The sequence below is a fragment of the Paenibacillus sanfengchensis genome (assembly GCF_036864765.1).
In the GTDB taxonomy this organism is placed as follows: domain Bacteria; phylum Bacillota; class Bacilli; order Paenibacillales; family Paenibacillaceae; genus Fontibacillus; species Fontibacillus sanfengchensis.
The window spans coordinates 31,459-48,301 of the sequence record NZ_JBAGJC010000017.1 but is presented as its reverse complement, the minus strand read 5'-3'; the positions used below and the strand labels follow the sequence as shown (position 1 = coordinate 48,301).

Sequence of the window (16,843 nt, the reverse complement as noted above, 5' to 3'; positions counted from 1 at the left end):
ATCACAGTGAGAAAGGGGAATTGTGCAATGAGCGGTATTGGAGAAGACAGAGGTGGATACGGCGGCGGCGGCTTATGGACCAGCACTGCTGTTATTCTGGTGCTCTTCATCCTGCTGGTTATCGTCAGCCGTTCGATTTTGTACTAATTGATATGCCGAAAACCGTCGGAGCTTCGTGCTCCGGCGGTTTTTTTAGGTTCGGGAGTAGTTGGTTTCCTCCGAGCATCTGAACTGGAAACTGCACAAACTCTAGGGGATTTGCCCGTCTTGAATACCGCATGGCGGGGTAAATATAACGGGATTTCCTCCCGTTAATTTGGTGCGTATGCGGCTGCAGAGGCGATTTAGCTGGAAAACCTCTCGCTAATTCGCCTGAAATTGTGTATATCGGAAATTGGGGCGCGAAATAGATGGAGCTTTTCCAGTTAAATCCGATCCAAGAGCCAAGAGCGGTACATTAACGGGAGGTTTTCCCGTTAGTGTGTAGACTCCGACGGTGGCGCTTTATATCTCCCGTTAATGGTTGCCCGCTCCCTCACTCTTCCTCTTCCTCCTGCCATTTGCGTTTCCAGGTGGAGTGGAGGCCAAAAACAAAGGCGACTCCCAGGCCGAGGCTGCCGAGCAGATACGTTAGGTTACTGCCGGGGCCGAAGATCATCGGAATCCACAGGATCACGGTAATTCCTGAGAGGACGCGGGTCGCGAGATTCACGATTTCCTTCGGGCGGGAGCCGGTCGGAATCGGGTAGTAGGCGTCCGCGGGAGTATCGCTATGAACATGCCGCAGCGCGCTTAGCTGGGCTCCGATAAGAAAGATGAAGAACAAATAAATCGTCGCGCCTAGCCAGGTCTGTCCGTTCCAGCCCACAATCAGCATCCCCAGCAGGGTCAAGCGGGCGATGATGCCCAGCAGTTCGCTGCGCAGGAACGTCTTGGTCAAAAGGTACCGGTAAGCCCCGGTCCGATTCCACGGGATGCGGTTCCCGATCCCGGAGAGCCAGCGGCGGCGAATGACTTTTTGCCCTTCCGCGGGCACCTCCACAAACCAGCCGAGCAGCAGCATGACCCGGGCGGCTCCCGCTTTTTCCGCGGCGATGAGATTTTCCCACGGCACGTTGTGCTTCATCGGGAATCGTAAAGCCAGGATATAGTTGACCCCCACCAGCACCGTAAACAAGGCGCTTTTCCACGCCGGCTGCCATAACCAGGCGGCCAGCATCAGCCACAGGAAACACCAGCGCAGCAGCTTGTAGCCCATGCGGGCACGGGCGGTCGAGATCCGTAGCTCCTGCCAGGCGCCGTAGGCGCTGAGCAGCTTCAACCCAAACAATACCAGCATGATCAGCCAGAGCGGATGCCGCATTTCGAGTTCCGACCGTACATAAAGCGGCCACAGGATCAAGAGAAGGATATAAAGGCCGATTAGTTTATATACGATTCCGTTGCGGTAAGCAGGCTTGAAGTATTCGCCCATCTCCGTTTCCCGAGGCCGCAGAAAGATTACATCGGCCGGCTGCATGTAGGTCCGGAAACTGGAATACACCGTCAGCGGCCCAAGCAGAATCAGCAGAATCCAGAGTGCGGGAAGATCCGGCGGCAAATTCCGTAAAAAATTCGTATACCAGGCGGAGAAAACAATCAGCAGCAGCAGGAACAGGACCGCCACTCCGCTCTGGAATATATAAGGCACAAACGGGAGCACTTTGCTCCAAAAAGACGATTTACGCTGCCTGTACAGATCTTGAAGCTTCATTTTCTAATCTCCGCCTTTAACTAAGCTATAGAAAATATCTTCAAGCGCGGCCCCGGGCATCCCGGCCTGCTGTGCGATCTCTTCCAGGGTTCCCCGGGCGATAACCGCCCCCCGGTGAAGCACGATAAACCGGTCACAGTAATTTTCGATCGTGGACAAAATATGCGAGCTGAGCAGAATCGAAGCCCCGCTCTCTTTCATCTCCAGCATGAAATCAAGCAGGGAGCGGATTCCCAGCGGATCAAGGCCCAAAAAGGGCTCGTCGATGACGTATAGCGAAGGCCGGGCCACAAAGGCGCACATGATCATGACCTTCTGTTTCATCCCTTTGGACAGATGGATGGAGAGGCTGTCGGCCTTTTCCTCCATATGGAACAGTTTAAGGAGCCGCTCCGCTCTTTCCCGGTAATCCTCGGGATTGACCCCGTAGGCGCGGGCGGCGAATTCAAGATGCTCCCGAACCGTCAATTCCTCGTACAAAAGCGGTGATTCCGGGACGAACGCCAGGGAAGACTGATAGCCTTCCGGGTCCTCCACCCTCGTCTTCCCCCGGACGGCCACCCCGCCGCGATGCGGTGTCATCAGTCCGAGGATATGCTTCATCGTCGTGCTTTTGCCGGCACCGTTCAGGCCGATCAGGCCGACCATTTCGCCCGGCATCACCTCGAAGTTGATATCGTGAAGGACCGGACGTCCGAGACTGTACCCCCCGGTTAACTCTTCTATTTGCAAAACGGGCGTTTCACTCAACACAGGCTCCCCCTCTAACCAAACTCGTACTACCGCCGGAAGCGGCGTCTAGCGTCCTCAGCCGACTAGCTCCGCGACTGCTTTTCTTTCAGCCATCTTGGAGCCCCTTTGTTCTTTCCGTCCTTTTTCCGGTCGTTCTTGCGGGAAACCGGAGGTTTCGGCGCGGCTTTGCCCGAACGGGCGGACAGGCCGGGCTTTCCGCGTCCCGGTGAAACTCCCGCCGTCCGGTCGGAGGCCAGAATGCCTTCTCCCGCCTCACCGGCTTTAAGCGTTTCTCCGCCACCGGGCTTCCCGCTTCCGCCGTCTCTCCGCTTCTTCCCGGCCGCCGCCGGTGCCGGACTGCTCCGTCGCGCTCCGTGCGAAGCTTGCGGATCCACCACTTGTCCGCCGTACATGCCGCGCTGCCGGATTTCTATACCGAGCTCCTTCGAGAATTTGCGCATGATGAACTCTTCCTTCGGCGCGATAATGGAGACGGCAAGACCGCTTCGTCCCATCCGCCCGGTCCGTCCCACCCGGTGGACATAATGCTCCGCATCGATCGGCGGATCGAGATTGACCACGAGCGATAAATCCTCGATATCGAGCCCGCGTGCCGCCACATCCGTAGCGACCAGCACCCGGATTTTCCCTTCGCGGAATTTACGGAGCGTCACGCTTCTTACGGTTTTGTCCGCATCGCCATAGAGAGCTCCCGCACTTAGGCCCATAAAGTTCATCTTCGCCTCCACCTCGGCAATATCCGAGGTATTGTTGATAAACACGATCGACCGCGCAGGTTCATAATGACGAAGAACGCGGCGAAGCAAATCGATTTTGTCCCGCTCGCTGATGAAGTAAACATGCTCCACCGTTTTGGAGGTCCGCTGCTCCGGCTCGATGCCGATCTCCACCGCGTCCTTCATCTCCTGTCCAGCCAGTTTGCGGATTTCCGGGTTGATGGTCGCGGAGAGAAACATCAGCTGCCGCTCGCGCAGCGTACCGCGCAAAATATGTTCCAGGTCGGCGGTTCCCCCCAGTTGGAACATCTGGTCCACCTCGTCAACGACAACGGTACGGAGCGTGTGGAGCTTTAATTTGCGCAGCGCAAGCACCTCCCGGATCCGGCCCGGCGTGCCGACGATGAGCTGCGGATGCTGTTTCAGCCGCTCCAGTTGGCGCTTGATGGCAGCGCCTCCGATCAAGGCCTGTACCCGGATGCCCAGCGGCTCGCCGTATTTCTCCGCCTCCCGGACGATTTGCATCGCCAGTTCCTGGGTCGGCGCCAGAATCAGCCCCTGCAATTTTTTTTCGTCGGGGATGATGTGTTGCAGCAGCGGGAGAAGGTAGGCCAGCGTCTTGCCTGTCCCGGTTTGCGATTGCGCCAAAATATTCCGGCCTTCCAGAGCGGCGGGTATGCACTCGGCCTGCACCGGGGACGGTTGTGTAATTCCGAAGTCGGCTAATCTCGCAGTCAGCGCCTCGTCAAGGCCCAGACCGGTAAACGTAGTTATCGTCATGTAAGTTCATCCTTTATCAATTCAATCATTATTCTCATTATATGCGAAAAAACCGCACCAACCAAATCCATCCAACCTTTCGAGGCTTGCCCGACCGAAAAATAAAGGGACGCTGCGCAATTAACGCGCAGCGTCCCTTTCCATCGGCACTATTTTATTGGATTAGTGATCTGGCGTGTACGGACGAACCACCCATACGCTGGCTCTGTAAGTATGTCCGTTAAAAGTTGCCGTGATCTGCGTTACCCCGGGGCTAATTCCCCGAATATTCCCGGCCTCGTCCACGACGGCGACGGCAGGGTTATCCGCAGCAAACACGGTATCTTCCGTAACCTTGGAGGTCAGGCCCGTTTCATCCGTGTAAAAGGCGGCTATATCCAGTTCGGTTCCTACCGACAGGGAATATTCGTCAGAATCGAGGAAAAAGCATCCGGGGCCCGTTTGTCTTTCCGCCACTTCCACCGTTACGCTGGCCTGCAATCCTTCATAGGTTGCCGTAATTACCGTCGTTCCGGGGCTGATGCCGGTAATATTTCCGAGCGGGTCAACTTTGGCAATGCCCGGGTCCTGCGAATTGTAGCTCGAGGAATAGGTTACGTCCGTTACCGTAGCGTCGGAGTAAACCGCCTCAACGACGCTATCCGTGGATTGTCCGACGGCTACTTTAAGCTTATCCGTTTGAAACCGGAGCTTGGAAAACTTCGGGTTAGTCGGGGCTTGGCCGGGCACGGCGATTTTTGCCAAAGGAAACGTTGTTTTAGAGCCCGTTTCCGTTATTGTTAGGAGGGTCCCCGTGTAGACAAGGCCGCGGTCATCCAGGGAGATGCCGCCTTGTGAAATGTACAATTCGGGCGTTCCGAACAAGTATTTTTTGATCGGAATCGCATTTTCATCCGTCAAGGTGACTTGATATTTATAAGACTTTCCGGCATGTTCCGCAGACTGGTTGGAGATTACGGCAAACCCGTCCTCCATAGGCTGAGCTTGAACTATATCGCCGATCGCTGAAGCGGATAACGCATCCGAAACTTTTTCCCACAAAATGTCCCCGGTTTCGGTCATATTTTGAAGATAGTATTTCTTCTCCTCCAAATTGTATCTGGTCAGCAAAAAGGTTCCGTCCTCGGAAGGGACCACCGCGCGAATTTCGTCGGTCTCCTTCATTTTTTGCCACTCCTGATCTCCATCCGGGCCGAATTTGGTTATGAACCAATGACTATTCAGGCCCCATCTGGAGCTTACCTTCTCACCGGTTACAATAACTCCGTCGTCGGGAGTGACGACCATGTTATGAAAATAGGTATAGAACCCGAATGAATAAGTTTCGTACCAGGCTGCATCTCCATCCGCATTTATTTTTAGAAGGAATGTGTGCGTCGGATACCAGTTGTCTGTTCTGGCCTCCCCGCTGATGATCGCCCCTCCATCCGAGGTTTTTTGGATCAGCTCCGCCTGTTGAATGTAGTATGAGAGGTCAGGATAATTTTTTTCCCACAACAATTCCCCGTCGGGACTCAGCTTAAAGACAAACGGAACCGAACGGCTCCTCCAGTCAATATCTTCCCGGATTTGTTCTCCGGCGATCAGGATACTTCCGTCGGAAGTCTCCGTCACGGCAAAGGCTCTATTGGTTGAATATTCTCCGTGTTGATCCAACACATCGATGTCTTTTTTCCAAACGATCTCACCGTTGCCGTTTACCTTAACGACATGGGAAGCCCCCTTCTCGGTGAGTGAGGAACCACGATAGCCTACGAAAACATAGCCTCCGTCTGAGGTCTTAGTGACAGCGCTTCCCTTCGCATCTGTTTTCGAGACATCGATGCCTTCCAACTCATGCGACCATTGCACAGAAGCTGCTTCTTCCGGAGCCTCGGCGTGACCGCTTCCGGTCCACCCCATCCAAAGTAGAACGGACGAAAGCATTACGACAAAGGGCTTGTACAGGTATTTCCGCATGAACTGCACTCCTCCTAAAATGGAATATTTGGGAATAACAATGTAATGCCATTCCATTATTCACAAGGATATAAAGTTATGGAAATCCTTCCAATTACTCAATTTTTTAGGACTCTCCCGCGAGGTCCTGTCGTGCCGATCCTAGGCCTTCCGGATAACCCGGGATCCGTGGACAGAAGGCCGGATAGCCCCTTCCTTAACCACCCGAATCATCGCCATAGACACGGCCCTTGCCTCAACGGGACCATGAGCCCGCAAAGGGCCTTTGAAATAAAGGGGCCAAGGTTACGTCCGTTAGAGCAACCACCGTGAGCGCTGCAACCAGCCCGATGGCCGATCAAAAAATCTAACGGAAGCCATAGCGGCTATTTCGGCCTATCAGGGCGAATGGCAATTCTAACGGACGCAGTAGCTGCTATTTCGGCAAAATGAGCTCAGTTAGGCGATGAAATCCGCAAATAGGCGCTACTATTTCCGTTAGGATCCAACAGAAGCCTTTTCTGACGAAATAGCGTCTGTTACGTCCGTTAGAGCAACTGTCGTGAGCGCTCCGCCCAGCCCGAAGGCTGATCGAAAAATCTAACGGAAGCCATAGCGGCTATTTCGGCCTATCAGGGTGAGCCGAGCCGCCGGACCGAAGCGGCCAAAAGGCCGCTAATCCGCATTGCGGGCGGACCAAAAAAACACCGACTGCTACCAGCCGGTGTTCACTCTATTTCTTATTCAACATGCGATAACTGAGACGATCCGCCAAACGGGGGAACATCTGATAAAATTTCGCTCCAGCCCCCGCGATCCACGGCAGATTGATTTCCGTCGTTCCCGTGCGAACCGCATGAACCATCGCCTTCGCCACCCGTTCGGGCTTCATCATGAACCATTTGACATTGTTGACGTAATGTCCCTCGGGGTCGGCCAACGAGAAAAACGACGTATCGATCGGACCCGGATTGATCGTGGACACAGTGATGCCGTAAGGGCGGACTTCCTGGCGAAGCGCGCTGCTGAAGCCCAGCACGGCATGCTTCGTGGCCGTATAGGCCGTAGATTTCGCCGTTCCGATCTTACCGGCAATGGAGGCGATATTCACGATCCGGCCGGACCCGGCCTCCTTCATCCGCGGCAAAACCGCTTTCGTGCAGCGGACCATGCCCATATAGTTCACGTTCATCATGGCTTCAAACTCATGAAGCGGCATCTCGTCAATGGCGGTGAATTTCCCGTACCCCGCATTGTTGACGAGGCAATCGACCCGCCCGAACTCGGCGTAGATGTCCCTGAAGCCCGCTGCGACGGATGCCTCGTCGCCGACATCGAGCTCCACCGTCCTGCTGGGTCCCATCATTCCCGCACTGACTTCCTTCAGCTTATCCGCCGACCTGGCCGCCAGCACCAGCGTAGCCCCCTGTTCCGACAGCATGCGTGCGGCCAAAGCCCCGATGCCGCTGGACGCGCCCGTGACGACGATTACTTTATTGTTGAGCGACATGCTACCCTTCCCTTCAGATCAGTTACCTCTATTTTAGGAGATCATGACCTGAATATCCAATTCGCCGATTCCGTCCATCAACAGCGGAATACAAAGCGCCTTGCGGGGAGCGGCCGGGTTGCCCTCGCTCTTGATCACCTTCGGCGGCGTAATATCCACAACATATCCTTGATTGGACAAAATCGTGCTGGCATTGCCGCTGATCATATTACCCAATTCAGAGATCGCGCTTTGACCCATTTCGTCCATTTCCGTCAGCACAAACCCGCCCATCATCGCCGAAACGATCCGGAGGGCTACTTCTTCCTGCAGTCCGAAAACCACCATCCCGCTAAAATGTCCCGTCATGTCGATTTGAATCCAAATATGATCCTCCACCGGGCGGATTTCCTTGACCCCCAGACTTCCCGTGGAAGGAGAGACCTGAACGACTTGCTGAATTACTGTACGAGCCGATTCCAGAAAAGGATTGATTACTTCCGCTTTCACTATTACGCCCCTTTTCGCATAGAAGTTTAACGGTGTATTACAAAAGTCCCGAGCAAGTTTGGAATTTATTATACTTTATTCCTAGGTATAAGTCATTAAAAATCGAACAATCGATATCGAGTAAGTCTTATATCCTGAAATTCCTGCGAAAGGTTGTCATCTCCGCGTCATTGATTTAGCCTAAAAAAATCCTCTATAATTAATGAATACGAAGAGCCTTGAGGAAAGGAGGATTCGGGTGAATATCAGTCAATTGGAAACGCTGATCACAATTTCGAAAACAAAGAGTTTCCGTAAAGCCGGAGAACTCCTGAATTTGACGCAGCCCGCCGTTTCCGCCCAGATCAAAAGCCTGGAGGATGAATTCCGCACGGTGCTGGTCGACCGGAATCAGCCGGTCACGCTAACGGACCGGGGGCAAGTATTTCTGGAGAAAGCGGAGCAAATACTGGATATTGTCGAAGAGCTGAAGCAAAAACTGACCGATTTGGAACATACGCCACAAGGGCATATCGTCCTGGGTACAACAACCTCCATTGCCATTCAAATTTTGCCGCGTATCCTGTCCTATTTTCAGGACCAGTTTCCCCTGATCAAAACAACGATTCAGTCGATGCCCTCCAGTTTGATTTATCAAAATGTGGAGCAGGGTCTGGTCGATATCGGGATCGGCTATTTGATCGAGAACAACCCGCAGGTGCTTTCCACGGTGCTCTATTACGACACTTTTGAGCTCGTCGTCTCTCCGCTCCACCCCTTGGCCGGCAAAACCATTCCCACGCTCGATTCACTGCGCGAAGTGCCGTTAATTATGCTGTCCCCCGACACGGTCGGACGCCGCTTCGCGGATGAAGTATTCCGGGAGCACAACATCGAGCCGCATATCGTGATGGAGCTGTCCAGCAGCGAGGAAGTGAAACGGATGGTGGAGATCAACCTGGGGGCGGCCATTATTTCGAAGCAGTCCGTCCTGAGGGAGCTGCGTCAAGGCTCCTTAAAGGTCGTGCCGATACCGGAACTGGAAGTCACGCATCCGGTGGGAGTGATCTACAAATCGAGCAGATACGTCAATTCGGCCATGCAGCAATTTCTCGGAGACTTGAAAGGCATGCCGGAGAACCGCTTTATCAGTTCCGAGTAAATTTCAGCCAGAAGGTTAACCAGGAAGGAGCATAACAGCATGAAGTTTGATTTGCATACCCATCACTTTCGCTGCGGCCATGCCGACGGCAACATCCGCGACTATGTGGAAGCCGGGATTGCGGCCGGCCTGGCGGTGATCGGGATCAGCGACCATACGCCTTATTTCGGAAACCTTGAAGAGCACCCTTTTCCGCATATCGCCATGGCCAAGAAGGAATTCGTCAATTATGTCCATGAAGTGCTGAAGCTGAAAGAGGAGTATGCCGGGAAGATCGATGTCCTGCTCGGGATCGAATCCGATTATTTTCCGGCTCATGCCGAGACTTACCGGCAAATCCTTGCCCAATATCCTTTCGACTACGTTATCGGGTCCGTCCATAGCGTGAAGGAAGTCAGTATTTTCAACAAAAGACGCTGGAAAGGTCTGAATGAACAGCAGCGTATTGCGGATAAGGAAGCCTACTATGCGTTGATTCGGGATTCGGCCCGCAGCGGCATGTTCCAGATTTTGGGCCATATCGATGCGATGAAAGGGAATTATCCCGCTTTTTCCGACATTCCGGCCGCGGTGGCGATCGATGAAACCCTGCAGGTCATTGCGGATAACAAAGTGGCGATCGAAATTAATACGTCAGGCAAAACCAAGCTGTCCGGGGGCTGGTATCCTTCCGATGAAATTCTGGAGCGCGCGTTATTTTTCGGTGTGGATGTCACTTTCGGGTCCGACGCCCATACGCCGAAGCGTGTCGCCGATGAATGGGAGGATGTGGCCAAGCGTCTGAAAGAGATCGGCTTTACCGAATGGGTGTATTATAAGAACAAAGAGAGAATGCCCGTCCCGCTGTAGGCAAAAAAAAGGGAACCCGTACGCTACTCGCCGGATTCCAAGAGACAAATATATTCAAAAGGGGGTCATGTAATAAGTTTACCCTCTGACTATTAGAGATTGATCACAGATATATTTCATTTGTGTAACAAATGCTCGCCGGCTTGCTTAAATAAAAGAAAAGGATCTCATCCCCGGGTGCGCTGCCGTACTCCAAATCGGGTTGAATTCGCCCGCCCGCGTTCCTGCCCGGCGCAAATCCGCACTTTCGCAACACCCTTTCCGATGCCGGGTTATGAATGCTGCATCTCGCCTCGATCCGGCTTAATCGCAAGGTGTCAAATCCGAATTGGACCACGGACCGGGCCGCTTCGGTGGCAAGGCCCCGGTTCCAACGGCTCGGAGCCAGCAGATAGCCCAATCGGGCCCTGCCGGCCTCCCGATCCCAAAACTGCAAGGAGCAGATGCCGATCAGCCCCTTCTCATTCTTTCGTTCGATCCCGAAGTGAAGGTCACGCAGACTTTGATAAGTTTCGTCAAAATACCGAAACAGGCGGTCGGGAAACAGTAACGTCCCCTGCCGAAAGGAAGAATGGCGCCTTACCAAAGGGTCGTTAACACAAGCGAACAGCAGTTCCGCATCCTCCCTCTCGATTTTTCTTAGCCGCAGACGTTCACTTTCGAGCACCGGAAACTGTTCCCTCAAGCGATTTCGCAAATCCAAACCGACCGTCTCCTCTCCGGATTTTTCGGGCTATGCCCCGGTGTCTTCCTCAAGCTCCCTTTCGTTGCTCATCCGATCCGCGGAGCTGTTCCCCATCTCCTTATTGAAAATTTGCCGAAACACCCCGATCATCGAAAGCGCGTAGGCGACCGTAATAAAGCTGAAAAAAATCTCCATCACCACGATCAGCCGTGACGTATTGTCCACCGCTTTGATATCTCCGTATCCTACCGTCGTAAATGTCGCTACGCTGAAATAGAAGAATGTAATCAATTGGGAAAGCGTATCCTCCCCCATATGATCGCCCGCAAAGCTCGCACCTTGGAACAGCTTGTAAATCGAAGTATACACGACTGTAAAAAAAACAATGCAGCTCATAGCGGCAATGCTGATCCGAATCACGGCGGACTTGAGACTGACCTCCCGCTTTACGGCCGACTCCGCGATCTCATGAAAAATGAAGAGAATATAGAAGATGACCGATCCCAGTACAAACAACAAGATCACGGCTCTTAACGCCGCCTCGGATTGAAAAACCGCACCGAAATCAACGAAGCCGAGCAAATCCTCCAGCGAGACGGCGACGTAAACCAGAATCGGTGCCAGCAAGATCACCCGGCTGGACAGTTTTTTATCGAGCAGGTAAAAGAGCAGGATCAGGCCGATTAGGCCAGCCGCATTGATCCATAGCACCCAGGATTGCAAAGAAATCCCCTCCCCTATTATCGCGTTTGGGAACCTAGTTATCATTACCCAAACAGGGGAGGGAAAAATCCGGAGCATCCCGCGCGTCTTTTATTTCTGTTCCGGCGGCGGAACCGGCTGCCGCTTGAGGCGGAAAGCGCCAAAAAAGTAGGCAACTGCGTAGCTGAACGCCGTAATAAGAAACACCCATTTGCAAAAAGTCAAAGCGTGCCATAAATTGTCCAAATTCGTGAAATAGACGACCATTTCCCTGAGGACATAGAGGGGACGGTGCCAAATATCCCAGCTGTTGAACCGGATAAACCGGCCAAGGTAAATCCCGAAGCTGCTGAGCAGCAGGACTGAGATCGCAAAAATCCAACCGGCGGCCGGTCCGATCCAGCGCCGGACCAGTCCGTGAACGGAAGCCAGCGAAACGGTTCCCAGCGCCAATCCCAGCAGCGCCGTGAAAAGTACCGTATACAAATGATCCCAGAACAGCATATCCGACCAGAATCGTCCCCCACCGGAGACCGGATAACGGGCAAACGGATGCAGCAGGTCGGTCACCATATACGCCGCATTGGGATAAAAAAACAGCCACAATAGCCCGATGAACAATATAACCGCGCTCTTCAGCACGCGCTGGCGCATCAGGCTGGCCAGGTCAAGCAATACCGCAAGCCCCGCAGGGATCCAGGCCAAAAACGTATTCCAGACGAGGAAGAGATAGGGCGGCTTTCCTCCGCTCGGCAATCTTACTTCAATTACGTATTTCATGCCGATCATGGTGGCGGCCAGGAGAATAACATATAATATCCCTTTTTCCGGATAACCCAATTGTCGAAGCGGATGTTGCAAAGTCGTTTCCTCCCTTGTCAGCCTTGTTTGTAACGTCCATCGCTTATTTACAGCCTATATACGTCTGGGCAAGGCCGAAAGTTACGGCTAAAGAGGGAGCAGCTTGGCCATGTAAAGCTCGTCGACATACCGGTCTCCGAGCCGTATCGCATGCTTTCGAACACCCTCGACCTCGAATCCGCATTTCTTGTACAGGGCGATAGCCGCCTCATTGTGAGCCATCACCGTAAGCTCCAGCCGGTGAATGCCCCGTTCTCGGGCCCACAGTTCCAGTTCGGCAAACAGGCGCGTCCCCACGCCTCTTCTCGAATAGGCCTGCAAAATGCCCAGCACCAGGCTTACCGCGTGTTTGTTTCGCTTATAATTCGATCCGAATGCGCCCAAATAGCCGATCCATTGCCCCTGCGCTTCAGCCGCAAAGATCATGGAGGTCCCCTGCTCCAACAGCGAAACCAGTCGATTTCTCTCCTGCTCCAGCGTAGTTACACGCTCGTTCGGCATAAGCAGCATAAACTCCGTTTCCCGGTCCAGACGACAGCGCAGTTCCAGATAGGCCTCGGCATCCGCTTCAGTGACTTTGCGAAACTTAATTTGTGGTTCCTCTCTCATATCAGGTTTCCTTCCCCTCTCCCAAAATCCATTGTTCCTATTCCAAGGCCTCGTTCCGCAAAACCATGTGAAGGTGATCCTCCCATTTCCTATGGATTTTCAGATATTTCAAGGCCAGTCCTTCGTTATAGAAGCCCAGCTTTTCGACAACGCGGAGGGAGGCCGCATTCCTCGGCATAATATTCGCCTCGATGCGGTGCAGCCCCAACGCTTGGAAGGCATATTGGACGGTGGCCTCTACCGCTTCCGTCATGAACCCCTGCTTTTGTTCCTCCCGATCCAGCCTGTATCCGAGATGGCAGGACAGAAAGGCGCCGAATACCATATTGCTGAGCGCCACGGAACCGATGATCCGCTCCGGCCGGTCCTTCCGGTAAATCCACATTTTGTAGAAATCCCCTTTTTCATGTTGGTGTCGTTCTTTGGCCAGCAGCTCTTTTTGATAATCCAGCGTGTAATAATCTTCCTCTTTCTCCCGCTCCCATGGCTCCAGGAATTCACGGTTGCGCCGGACATAGTCCAAAACCTCCGCAGCGGCGGCTTCATCCAACACTTTCATCAACAGGCGTTCCGAGTGTAAAATAGATTCCATAGTTTTCCCTCAATTCTATCGTCAACATTATTTTCTCTCACCATAAATTGAAGGAGTATCCAAATGCAACCTTTTACCGCACAAGTGATTGAAATCATTTCCGCCATCCCGGCGGGCAAGGTGATGACTTACGGTCAAGTCGCCGGAGCCGCGGGGAGTCCCAGAGCCGCCAGACAGGTCGTTCGAATTCTGCATTCGATGAGCGGCAAACACGGCCTGCCTTGGCACCGGGTCGTCAACGCCCAGGGGGAAATTGCGATTCGCGAGGAGGAAGGCTTTGTTTTGCAAAAAATGTTTCTCGAAGGAGAAGGGGTCGAGGTGACCGGGGAAGGCCGCATTGATCTCGCTGTGTATCAGCATCATCCCTCCTAGCGGATATCGTATCGACGCAGTGCTTCCACAATGCCTGCATTTACGGCTTTCTGATCAGGCCCCTGTGCGGGCCGGTCGGTCAAGCCGTATTTTATTTTCAGCTGTAAAATCGGGTAGACCCGTTCGTCCAGCATTTTCCCGCTGATCTCCCCCTGTTCGACCGCCCGCATGATCGCCCGGATCACGGCCTGCTGCCTGTCCGGATCATGCCCAACCAAGGCGATATTCCCGCCGGCCTTGATAAAGCGGACCGCCGCTTCATCGATTTCGTAATGCTGCGTAATTGCTCCCATCGTCAGATCATCGGAAATGACCACGCCTTGAAAATCCAGTTCCGTGCGGAGCAGGTCATGAATGATCGGCTCGGAGAAGGAGGCCGGGGCTTTCGGGTCCAGCTTCGGCAGCAGCAAATGCGCGATCATCACGACGTCGGCCCCTTCGCGGATCGCATCCCGAAAAGGAAGGAGCTCAAGTTCGCGCAGCCTGTTCAGATCGTGGGAGAGCACGGGAAGCCCAAGATGGGAGTCCACCGAGGTGTCGCCGTGACCGGGGAAATGTTTGATGACGGGAATCACGCCTTCCGCCTTCAAGCCGTTCATGGCGGCTACCCCCATTCCGCTGACCCGCTGGGCCGTACTTCCGAAGGAACGGTCTCCGATCACCGGATTGGCGGGATTGCTGTGAATATCAAGCACCGGGGCGAAATCCATATTCAGGCCAAAGCCGGCCAATTCCTCCCCGATCAGGCGATAAAAAGCTTCCGACGCTTCCACTTGTTCCGTTCCTCCGATGACCGCGGCGGACGGAATGTCGCCGAAATCGCCGGGCATCCGGGAAACCCGCCCGCCTTCCTCATCCACGCTCAAGAACAGGGGAACCGGGTTGGCGGCATTGTCTTTTTTGAGCTGGTTGAACAAGGCCAGGGATTGGCGGCTCGTTTTGATATTGTCCTTGTAAAAAATAAAACCTCCGACATGATAGTCCTCGATAAATGCTCGGGTATGCTCATCCGTCTTCGTTCCTTCCAGGCCGACGAGGATCAACTGCCCGATTTTTTCCGCCGTGGTCATCCGCTTCAACAGTTCCCTGGCGGCATCGGCTGGACCTGGCTCCGGCTCCGGCGGATCTTGGGTCTCCGGCCGGGGGCTCGTCGCTTCGGGTTGGCCCGGCTGGGCGGCATCGGCCCGCTGCGAAGCCGCCCTCGTTCCATTCCGCACCGGTTCGGGAGCCCCCCGGTCCGAGCAGCCGCCAAGGGCCAGGACCAGTGCGAAGAGGATAAGAATGGCGTACCTAAGTTTCCCACTTGGTGTCATAACCATATCCTCCCTCCTTTATTCCCCGGAAGCGACACTCCAACGGTGGCGGAATTTTTCCAGCCGGGGATGAAGCGTCTCCGGTTCTTCCGTGAACAACAGCCGGATGTTTACGATCCATTCCTCGAAGGAGGAGAACGACGCAAACAGGTTCCCCATCTCCGGTGTGAGATAAAGAAAGTAAGGAGATGGATACTTCTCCGTTAAATATCGGAGCGCCGAGTCGATCGGCGTGTACTTTTTGCGTTTGCCTTCCCAGCCTTCGATGGAAATGTCGGGCCTGTTCTGCCCGCGCTTCCATTCATGCAACTCGTCCTCTCGCTTATAAAAAGAACGCACCGGATCCTTCGTCATTCTTCTGACGGTTTCCTCGTGGAGCGGGTAAAGCACCAGCCGCTCAAACGCCCTTTGCTCTGCCACCGCCGCGGCCGCATCCAAATCTTCCGATGTCACTTGTTCGAAAGCATCGTAAAAGATCAGCGTGCCTTTGCGCTGCCGTACTGGCGGTTCATAGCCGTAGGGAACCTGAATGTTATTTCGTCTCATCGCCTCGGTCCTCCAGTTCATTTTCGTTAAAATATATTCTGTTTCGTTATCTTGCTATTCTATCCCAAAGCGCGTACATTCGCACGCGGATCGAGGTATAATGGGGACCAGAGAGGTGAACGAAATGAGCGAGGTTACGCATGAACGCTGGCGGGCCATTATCGAAAACGACGCCGCGAGCGACGGACAATTCTATTATGCGGTCAAGACGACGGGGATCTTCTGCCGTCCTTCCTGCAAGTCCCGGCCGCCCAAAAGGGAAAACATCACGATCTTTGCCAGCCCGGATGAAGCGATCTCCGCGGGATTTCGCCCGTGCAAACGCTGTAAACCCACCGGCAGCCGGCTGCCGGATGAAGAGTGGGTGGCGGTCGTGACGGAATACATCGACGAGCATCCTCATGAAGCTTTAACGCTCCATTCGCTCGCCGAGCTGTGCCACGGCAGTCCTTATCATCTGCACCGGACTTTTAAAAGGGTGAAAGGAATCACCCCGCTGGAGTATATACAGACGGTACGCGTGGAACGGGCCAAGACACTGCTGCTGGCAACGGACCTGCCGGTTTCCGACGTCGGGTGCCATGTAGGATTGGCAAATACTCCTTATTTCATCACCTTGTTCAAAAAAAACACCGGCCATACGCCGGCCGGTTTTCGCCATTCGTCAATTCCGCCGGTTCAAGGAGGCTTTTAAAATGAAACTTACCCCGTCCATCTACTGGATGCATTATCAATTTGAAGATTGGGGCCTTTATCTCGCGGCCACGGAGCAAGGGCTCTGTTACGTAGGATCACAGGGCGCGGATTTTCAAGAACTGGAAGACTGGGTCAACCGCCGGTTCCCCCGCGCCGTCCTGGTCCATGACGAAGTGCGGCTCCGACCTTACGCCGCGGAGCTTACGGCCTATTTTCAAGGACGCCTCAGCCGCTTTAGCGTTCCTTACGATCTGCGGGGTACGGCGTTTCAGTCGGCGGTCTGGGCCGCGCTGTGCCAAATCCCTTACGGGCAGACCTCGTCCTATTCCGACATTGCGGCGCTCATCGGCAAGCCTTCTTCCGTTCGCGCGGTCGGGTCGGCCATCGGCGCCAATCCGGTGCTCATTACCGTACCTTGCCACCGCGTCGTGGGCAAAAACGGCGCCCTGACCGGATACCGCGGGGGCCTCGAGATGAAGGCCAGGCTGTTGGAGTTGGAACGAAAGTGAGGCTTTGAGGCTTTATGATTATGCCCCCC

19 protein-coding genes are annotated in these 16,843 nt (G+C 54.1%); 6 read left to right on the top strand and 13 right to left on the bottom strand.

Going from position 1 to position 16,843, the window contains the following annotated elements; all coding sequences use genetic code 11:
• The first annotated feature begins 27 nt into the window (after window positions 1-27).
• The gene (locus V4U84_RS23590) at window positions 28-147 is read left to right on the top strand and encodes a sporulation protein YjcZ (protein WP_334075784.1); all 120 of its coding nucleotides are present in this window, start codon (window positions 28-30) and stop codon (window positions 145-147) included.
• A gap of 388 nt (window positions 148-535) precedes the next feature.
• Here V4U84_RS23590 and V4U84_RS23585 read toward each other — a convergent pair whose 3' ends face one another.
• The 6 genes from V4U84_RS23585 to V4U84_RS23560 form a co-directional block, all read right to left on the bottom strand.
• Window positions 536-1,753 (bottom strand): ABC transporter permease, encoded by a 1,218-nt coding sequence (locus tag V4U84_RS23585; protein WP_334075785.1) that lies wholly within the window; start codon window positions 1,751-1,753, stop codon window positions 536-538.
• Window positions 1,754-1,756: 3 nt separating this feature from the next.
• Entirely contained in the window at window positions 1,757-2,503 is a 747-nt protein-coding gene (locus V4U84_RS23580; protein WP_213507797.1) for an ABC transporter ATP-binding protein, read from the bottom strand.
• Between the two features lie 65 nt (window positions 2,504-2,568).
• The gene (locus V4U84_RS23575) at window positions 2,569-4,002 is read right to left on the bottom strand and encodes a DEAD/DEAH box helicase (protein WP_334075786.1); all 1,434 of its coding nucleotides are present in this window, start codon (window positions 4,000-4,002) and stop codon (window positions 2,569-2,571) included.
• A 162-nt stretch (window positions 4,003-4,164) separates the two neighbouring features.
• Complete coding sequence (locus V4U84_RS23570; RefSeq protein WP_334075787.1) at window positions 4,165-5,961, bottom strand: Ig-like domain-containing protein; 1,797 nt, start codon at window positions 5,959-5,961, stop codon at window positions 4,165-4,167.
• 712 nt (window positions 5,962-6,673) lie between these two features.
• Window positions 6,674-7,450, bottom strand: coding sequence for an SDR family NAD(P)-dependent oxidoreductase (locus V4U84_RS23565; RefSeq protein WP_334075788.1), 777 nt, complete (start codon window positions 7,448-7,450; stop codon window positions 6,674-6,676).
• Between the two features lie 33 nt (window positions 7,451-7,483).
• Window positions 7,484-7,939 (bottom strand): chemotaxis protein CheX, encoded by a 456-nt coding sequence (locus tag V4U84_RS23560; RefSeq protein ID WP_334075789.1) that lies wholly within the window; start codon window positions 7,937-7,939, stop codon window positions 7,484-7,486.
• Between the two features lie 238 nt (window positions 7,940-8,177).
• Between V4U84_RS23560 and V4U84_RS23555 the strand changes: the two genes are divergently transcribed.
• A complete protein-coding gene (locus tag V4U84_RS23555; protein ID WP_334075790.1) occupies window positions 8,178-9,080 on the top strand; it encodes a LysR family transcriptional regulator in 903 nt (300 codons plus the stop codon).
• A 39-nt stretch (window positions 9,081-9,119) separates the two neighbouring features.
• Window positions 9,120-9,929, top strand: coding sequence for a histidinol-phosphatase (locus V4U84_RS23550; RefSeq protein WP_334075791.1), 810 nt, complete (start codon window positions 9,120-9,122; stop codon window positions 9,927-9,929).
• 103 nt (window positions 9,930-10,032) lie between these two features.
• Here V4U84_RS23550 and V4U84_RS23545 read toward each other — a convergent pair whose 3' ends face one another.
• The 5 genes from V4U84_RS23545 to V4U84_RS23525 all read right to left on the bottom strand — a co-directional run bounded on the left by V4U84_RS23545 (window position 10,033) and on the right by V4U84_RS23525 (window position 13,378).
• Window positions 10,033-10,632, bottom strand: a complete 600-nt coding sequence (locus tag V4U84_RS23545) for a GNAT family N-acetyltransferase (protein ID WP_334075792.1) — start codon at window positions 10,630-10,632, stop codon at window positions 10,033-10,035.
• A gap of 30 nt (window positions 10,633-10,662) precedes the next feature.
• Window positions 10,663-11,337 carry a potassium channel family protein gene (locus V4U84_RS23540; RefSeq protein WP_334075793.1) on the bottom strand — a complete coding sequence of 225 codons (675 nt, stop codon included), beginning with the start codon at window positions 11,335-11,337 and terminating at the stop codon, window positions 10,663-10,665.
• A 90-nt stretch (window positions 11,338-11,427) separates the two neighbouring features.
• A complete protein-coding gene (locus V4U84_RS23535; protein ID WP_334075794.1) occupies window positions 11,428-12,177 on the bottom strand; it encodes a DUF1361 domain-containing protein in 750 nt (249 codons plus the stop codon).
• 87 nt (window positions 12,178-12,264) lie between these two features.
• Window positions 12,265-12,786, bottom strand: coding sequence for a GNAT family N-acetyltransferase (locus tag V4U84_RS23530; protein ID WP_334075795.1), 522 nt, complete (start codon window positions 12,784-12,786; stop codon window positions 12,265-12,267).
• Window positions 12,787-12,823: 37 nt separating this feature from the next.
• On the bottom strand, window positions 12,824-13,378 hold the full coding sequence (locus V4U84_RS23525) for a GNAT family N-acetyltransferase (RefSeq protein WP_334075796.1): 555 nt from the start codon (window positions 13,376-13,378) through the stop codon (window positions 12,824-12,826).
• A 63-nt stretch (window positions 13,379-13,441) separates the two neighbouring features.
• Here V4U84_RS23525 and V4U84_RS23520 point away from each other — a divergent pair, with 63 nt between their 5' ends.
• Complete coding sequence (locus V4U84_RS23520; protein ID WP_334075797.1) at window positions 13,442-13,750, top strand: MGMT family protein; 309 nt, start codon at window positions 13,442-13,444, stop codon at window positions 13,748-13,750.
• Here V4U84_RS23520 and nagZ read toward each other — a convergent pair.
• Together nagZ and V4U84_RS23510 are read right to left on the bottom strand one after the other, a co-directional pair.
• On the bottom strand, window positions 13,747-15,063 hold the full coding sequence (nagZ, locus tag V4U84_RS23515; protein WP_334075798.1) for a beta-N-acetylhexosaminidase: 1,317 nt from the start codon (window positions 15,061-15,063) through the stop codon (window positions 13,747-13,749). The genes V4U84_RS23520 and nagZ overlap by 4 nt on opposite strands.
• An 18-nt stretch (window positions 15,064-15,081) precedes the next feature.
• Complete coding sequence (locus V4U84_RS23510) at window positions 15,082-15,609, bottom strand: hypothetical protein (protein ID WP_334075799.1); 528 nt, start codon at window positions 15,607-15,609, stop codon at window positions 15,082-15,084.
• Between the two features lie 124 nt (window positions 15,610-15,733).
• Here V4U84_RS23510 and V4U84_RS23505 point away from each other — a divergent pair, with 124 nt between their 5' ends.
• Both V4U84_RS23505 and V4U84_RS23500 read left to right on the top strand, forming a co-directional pair.
• Window positions 15,734-16,303, top strand: coding sequence for a bifunctional transcriptional activator/DNA repair enzyme AdaA (locus V4U84_RS23505; protein ID WP_334075800.1), 570 nt, complete (start codon window positions 15,734-15,736; stop codon window positions 16,301-16,303).
• Window position 16,304: 1 nt separating this feature from the next.
• Window positions 16,305-16,814 (top strand): methylated-DNA--[protein]-cysteine S-methyltransferase, encoded by a 510-nt coding sequence (locus V4U84_RS23500; RefSeq protein WP_334075801.1) that lies wholly within the window; start codon window positions 16,305-16,307, stop codon window positions 16,812-16,814.
• Window positions 16,815-16,843: the final 29 nt, after the last annotated feature.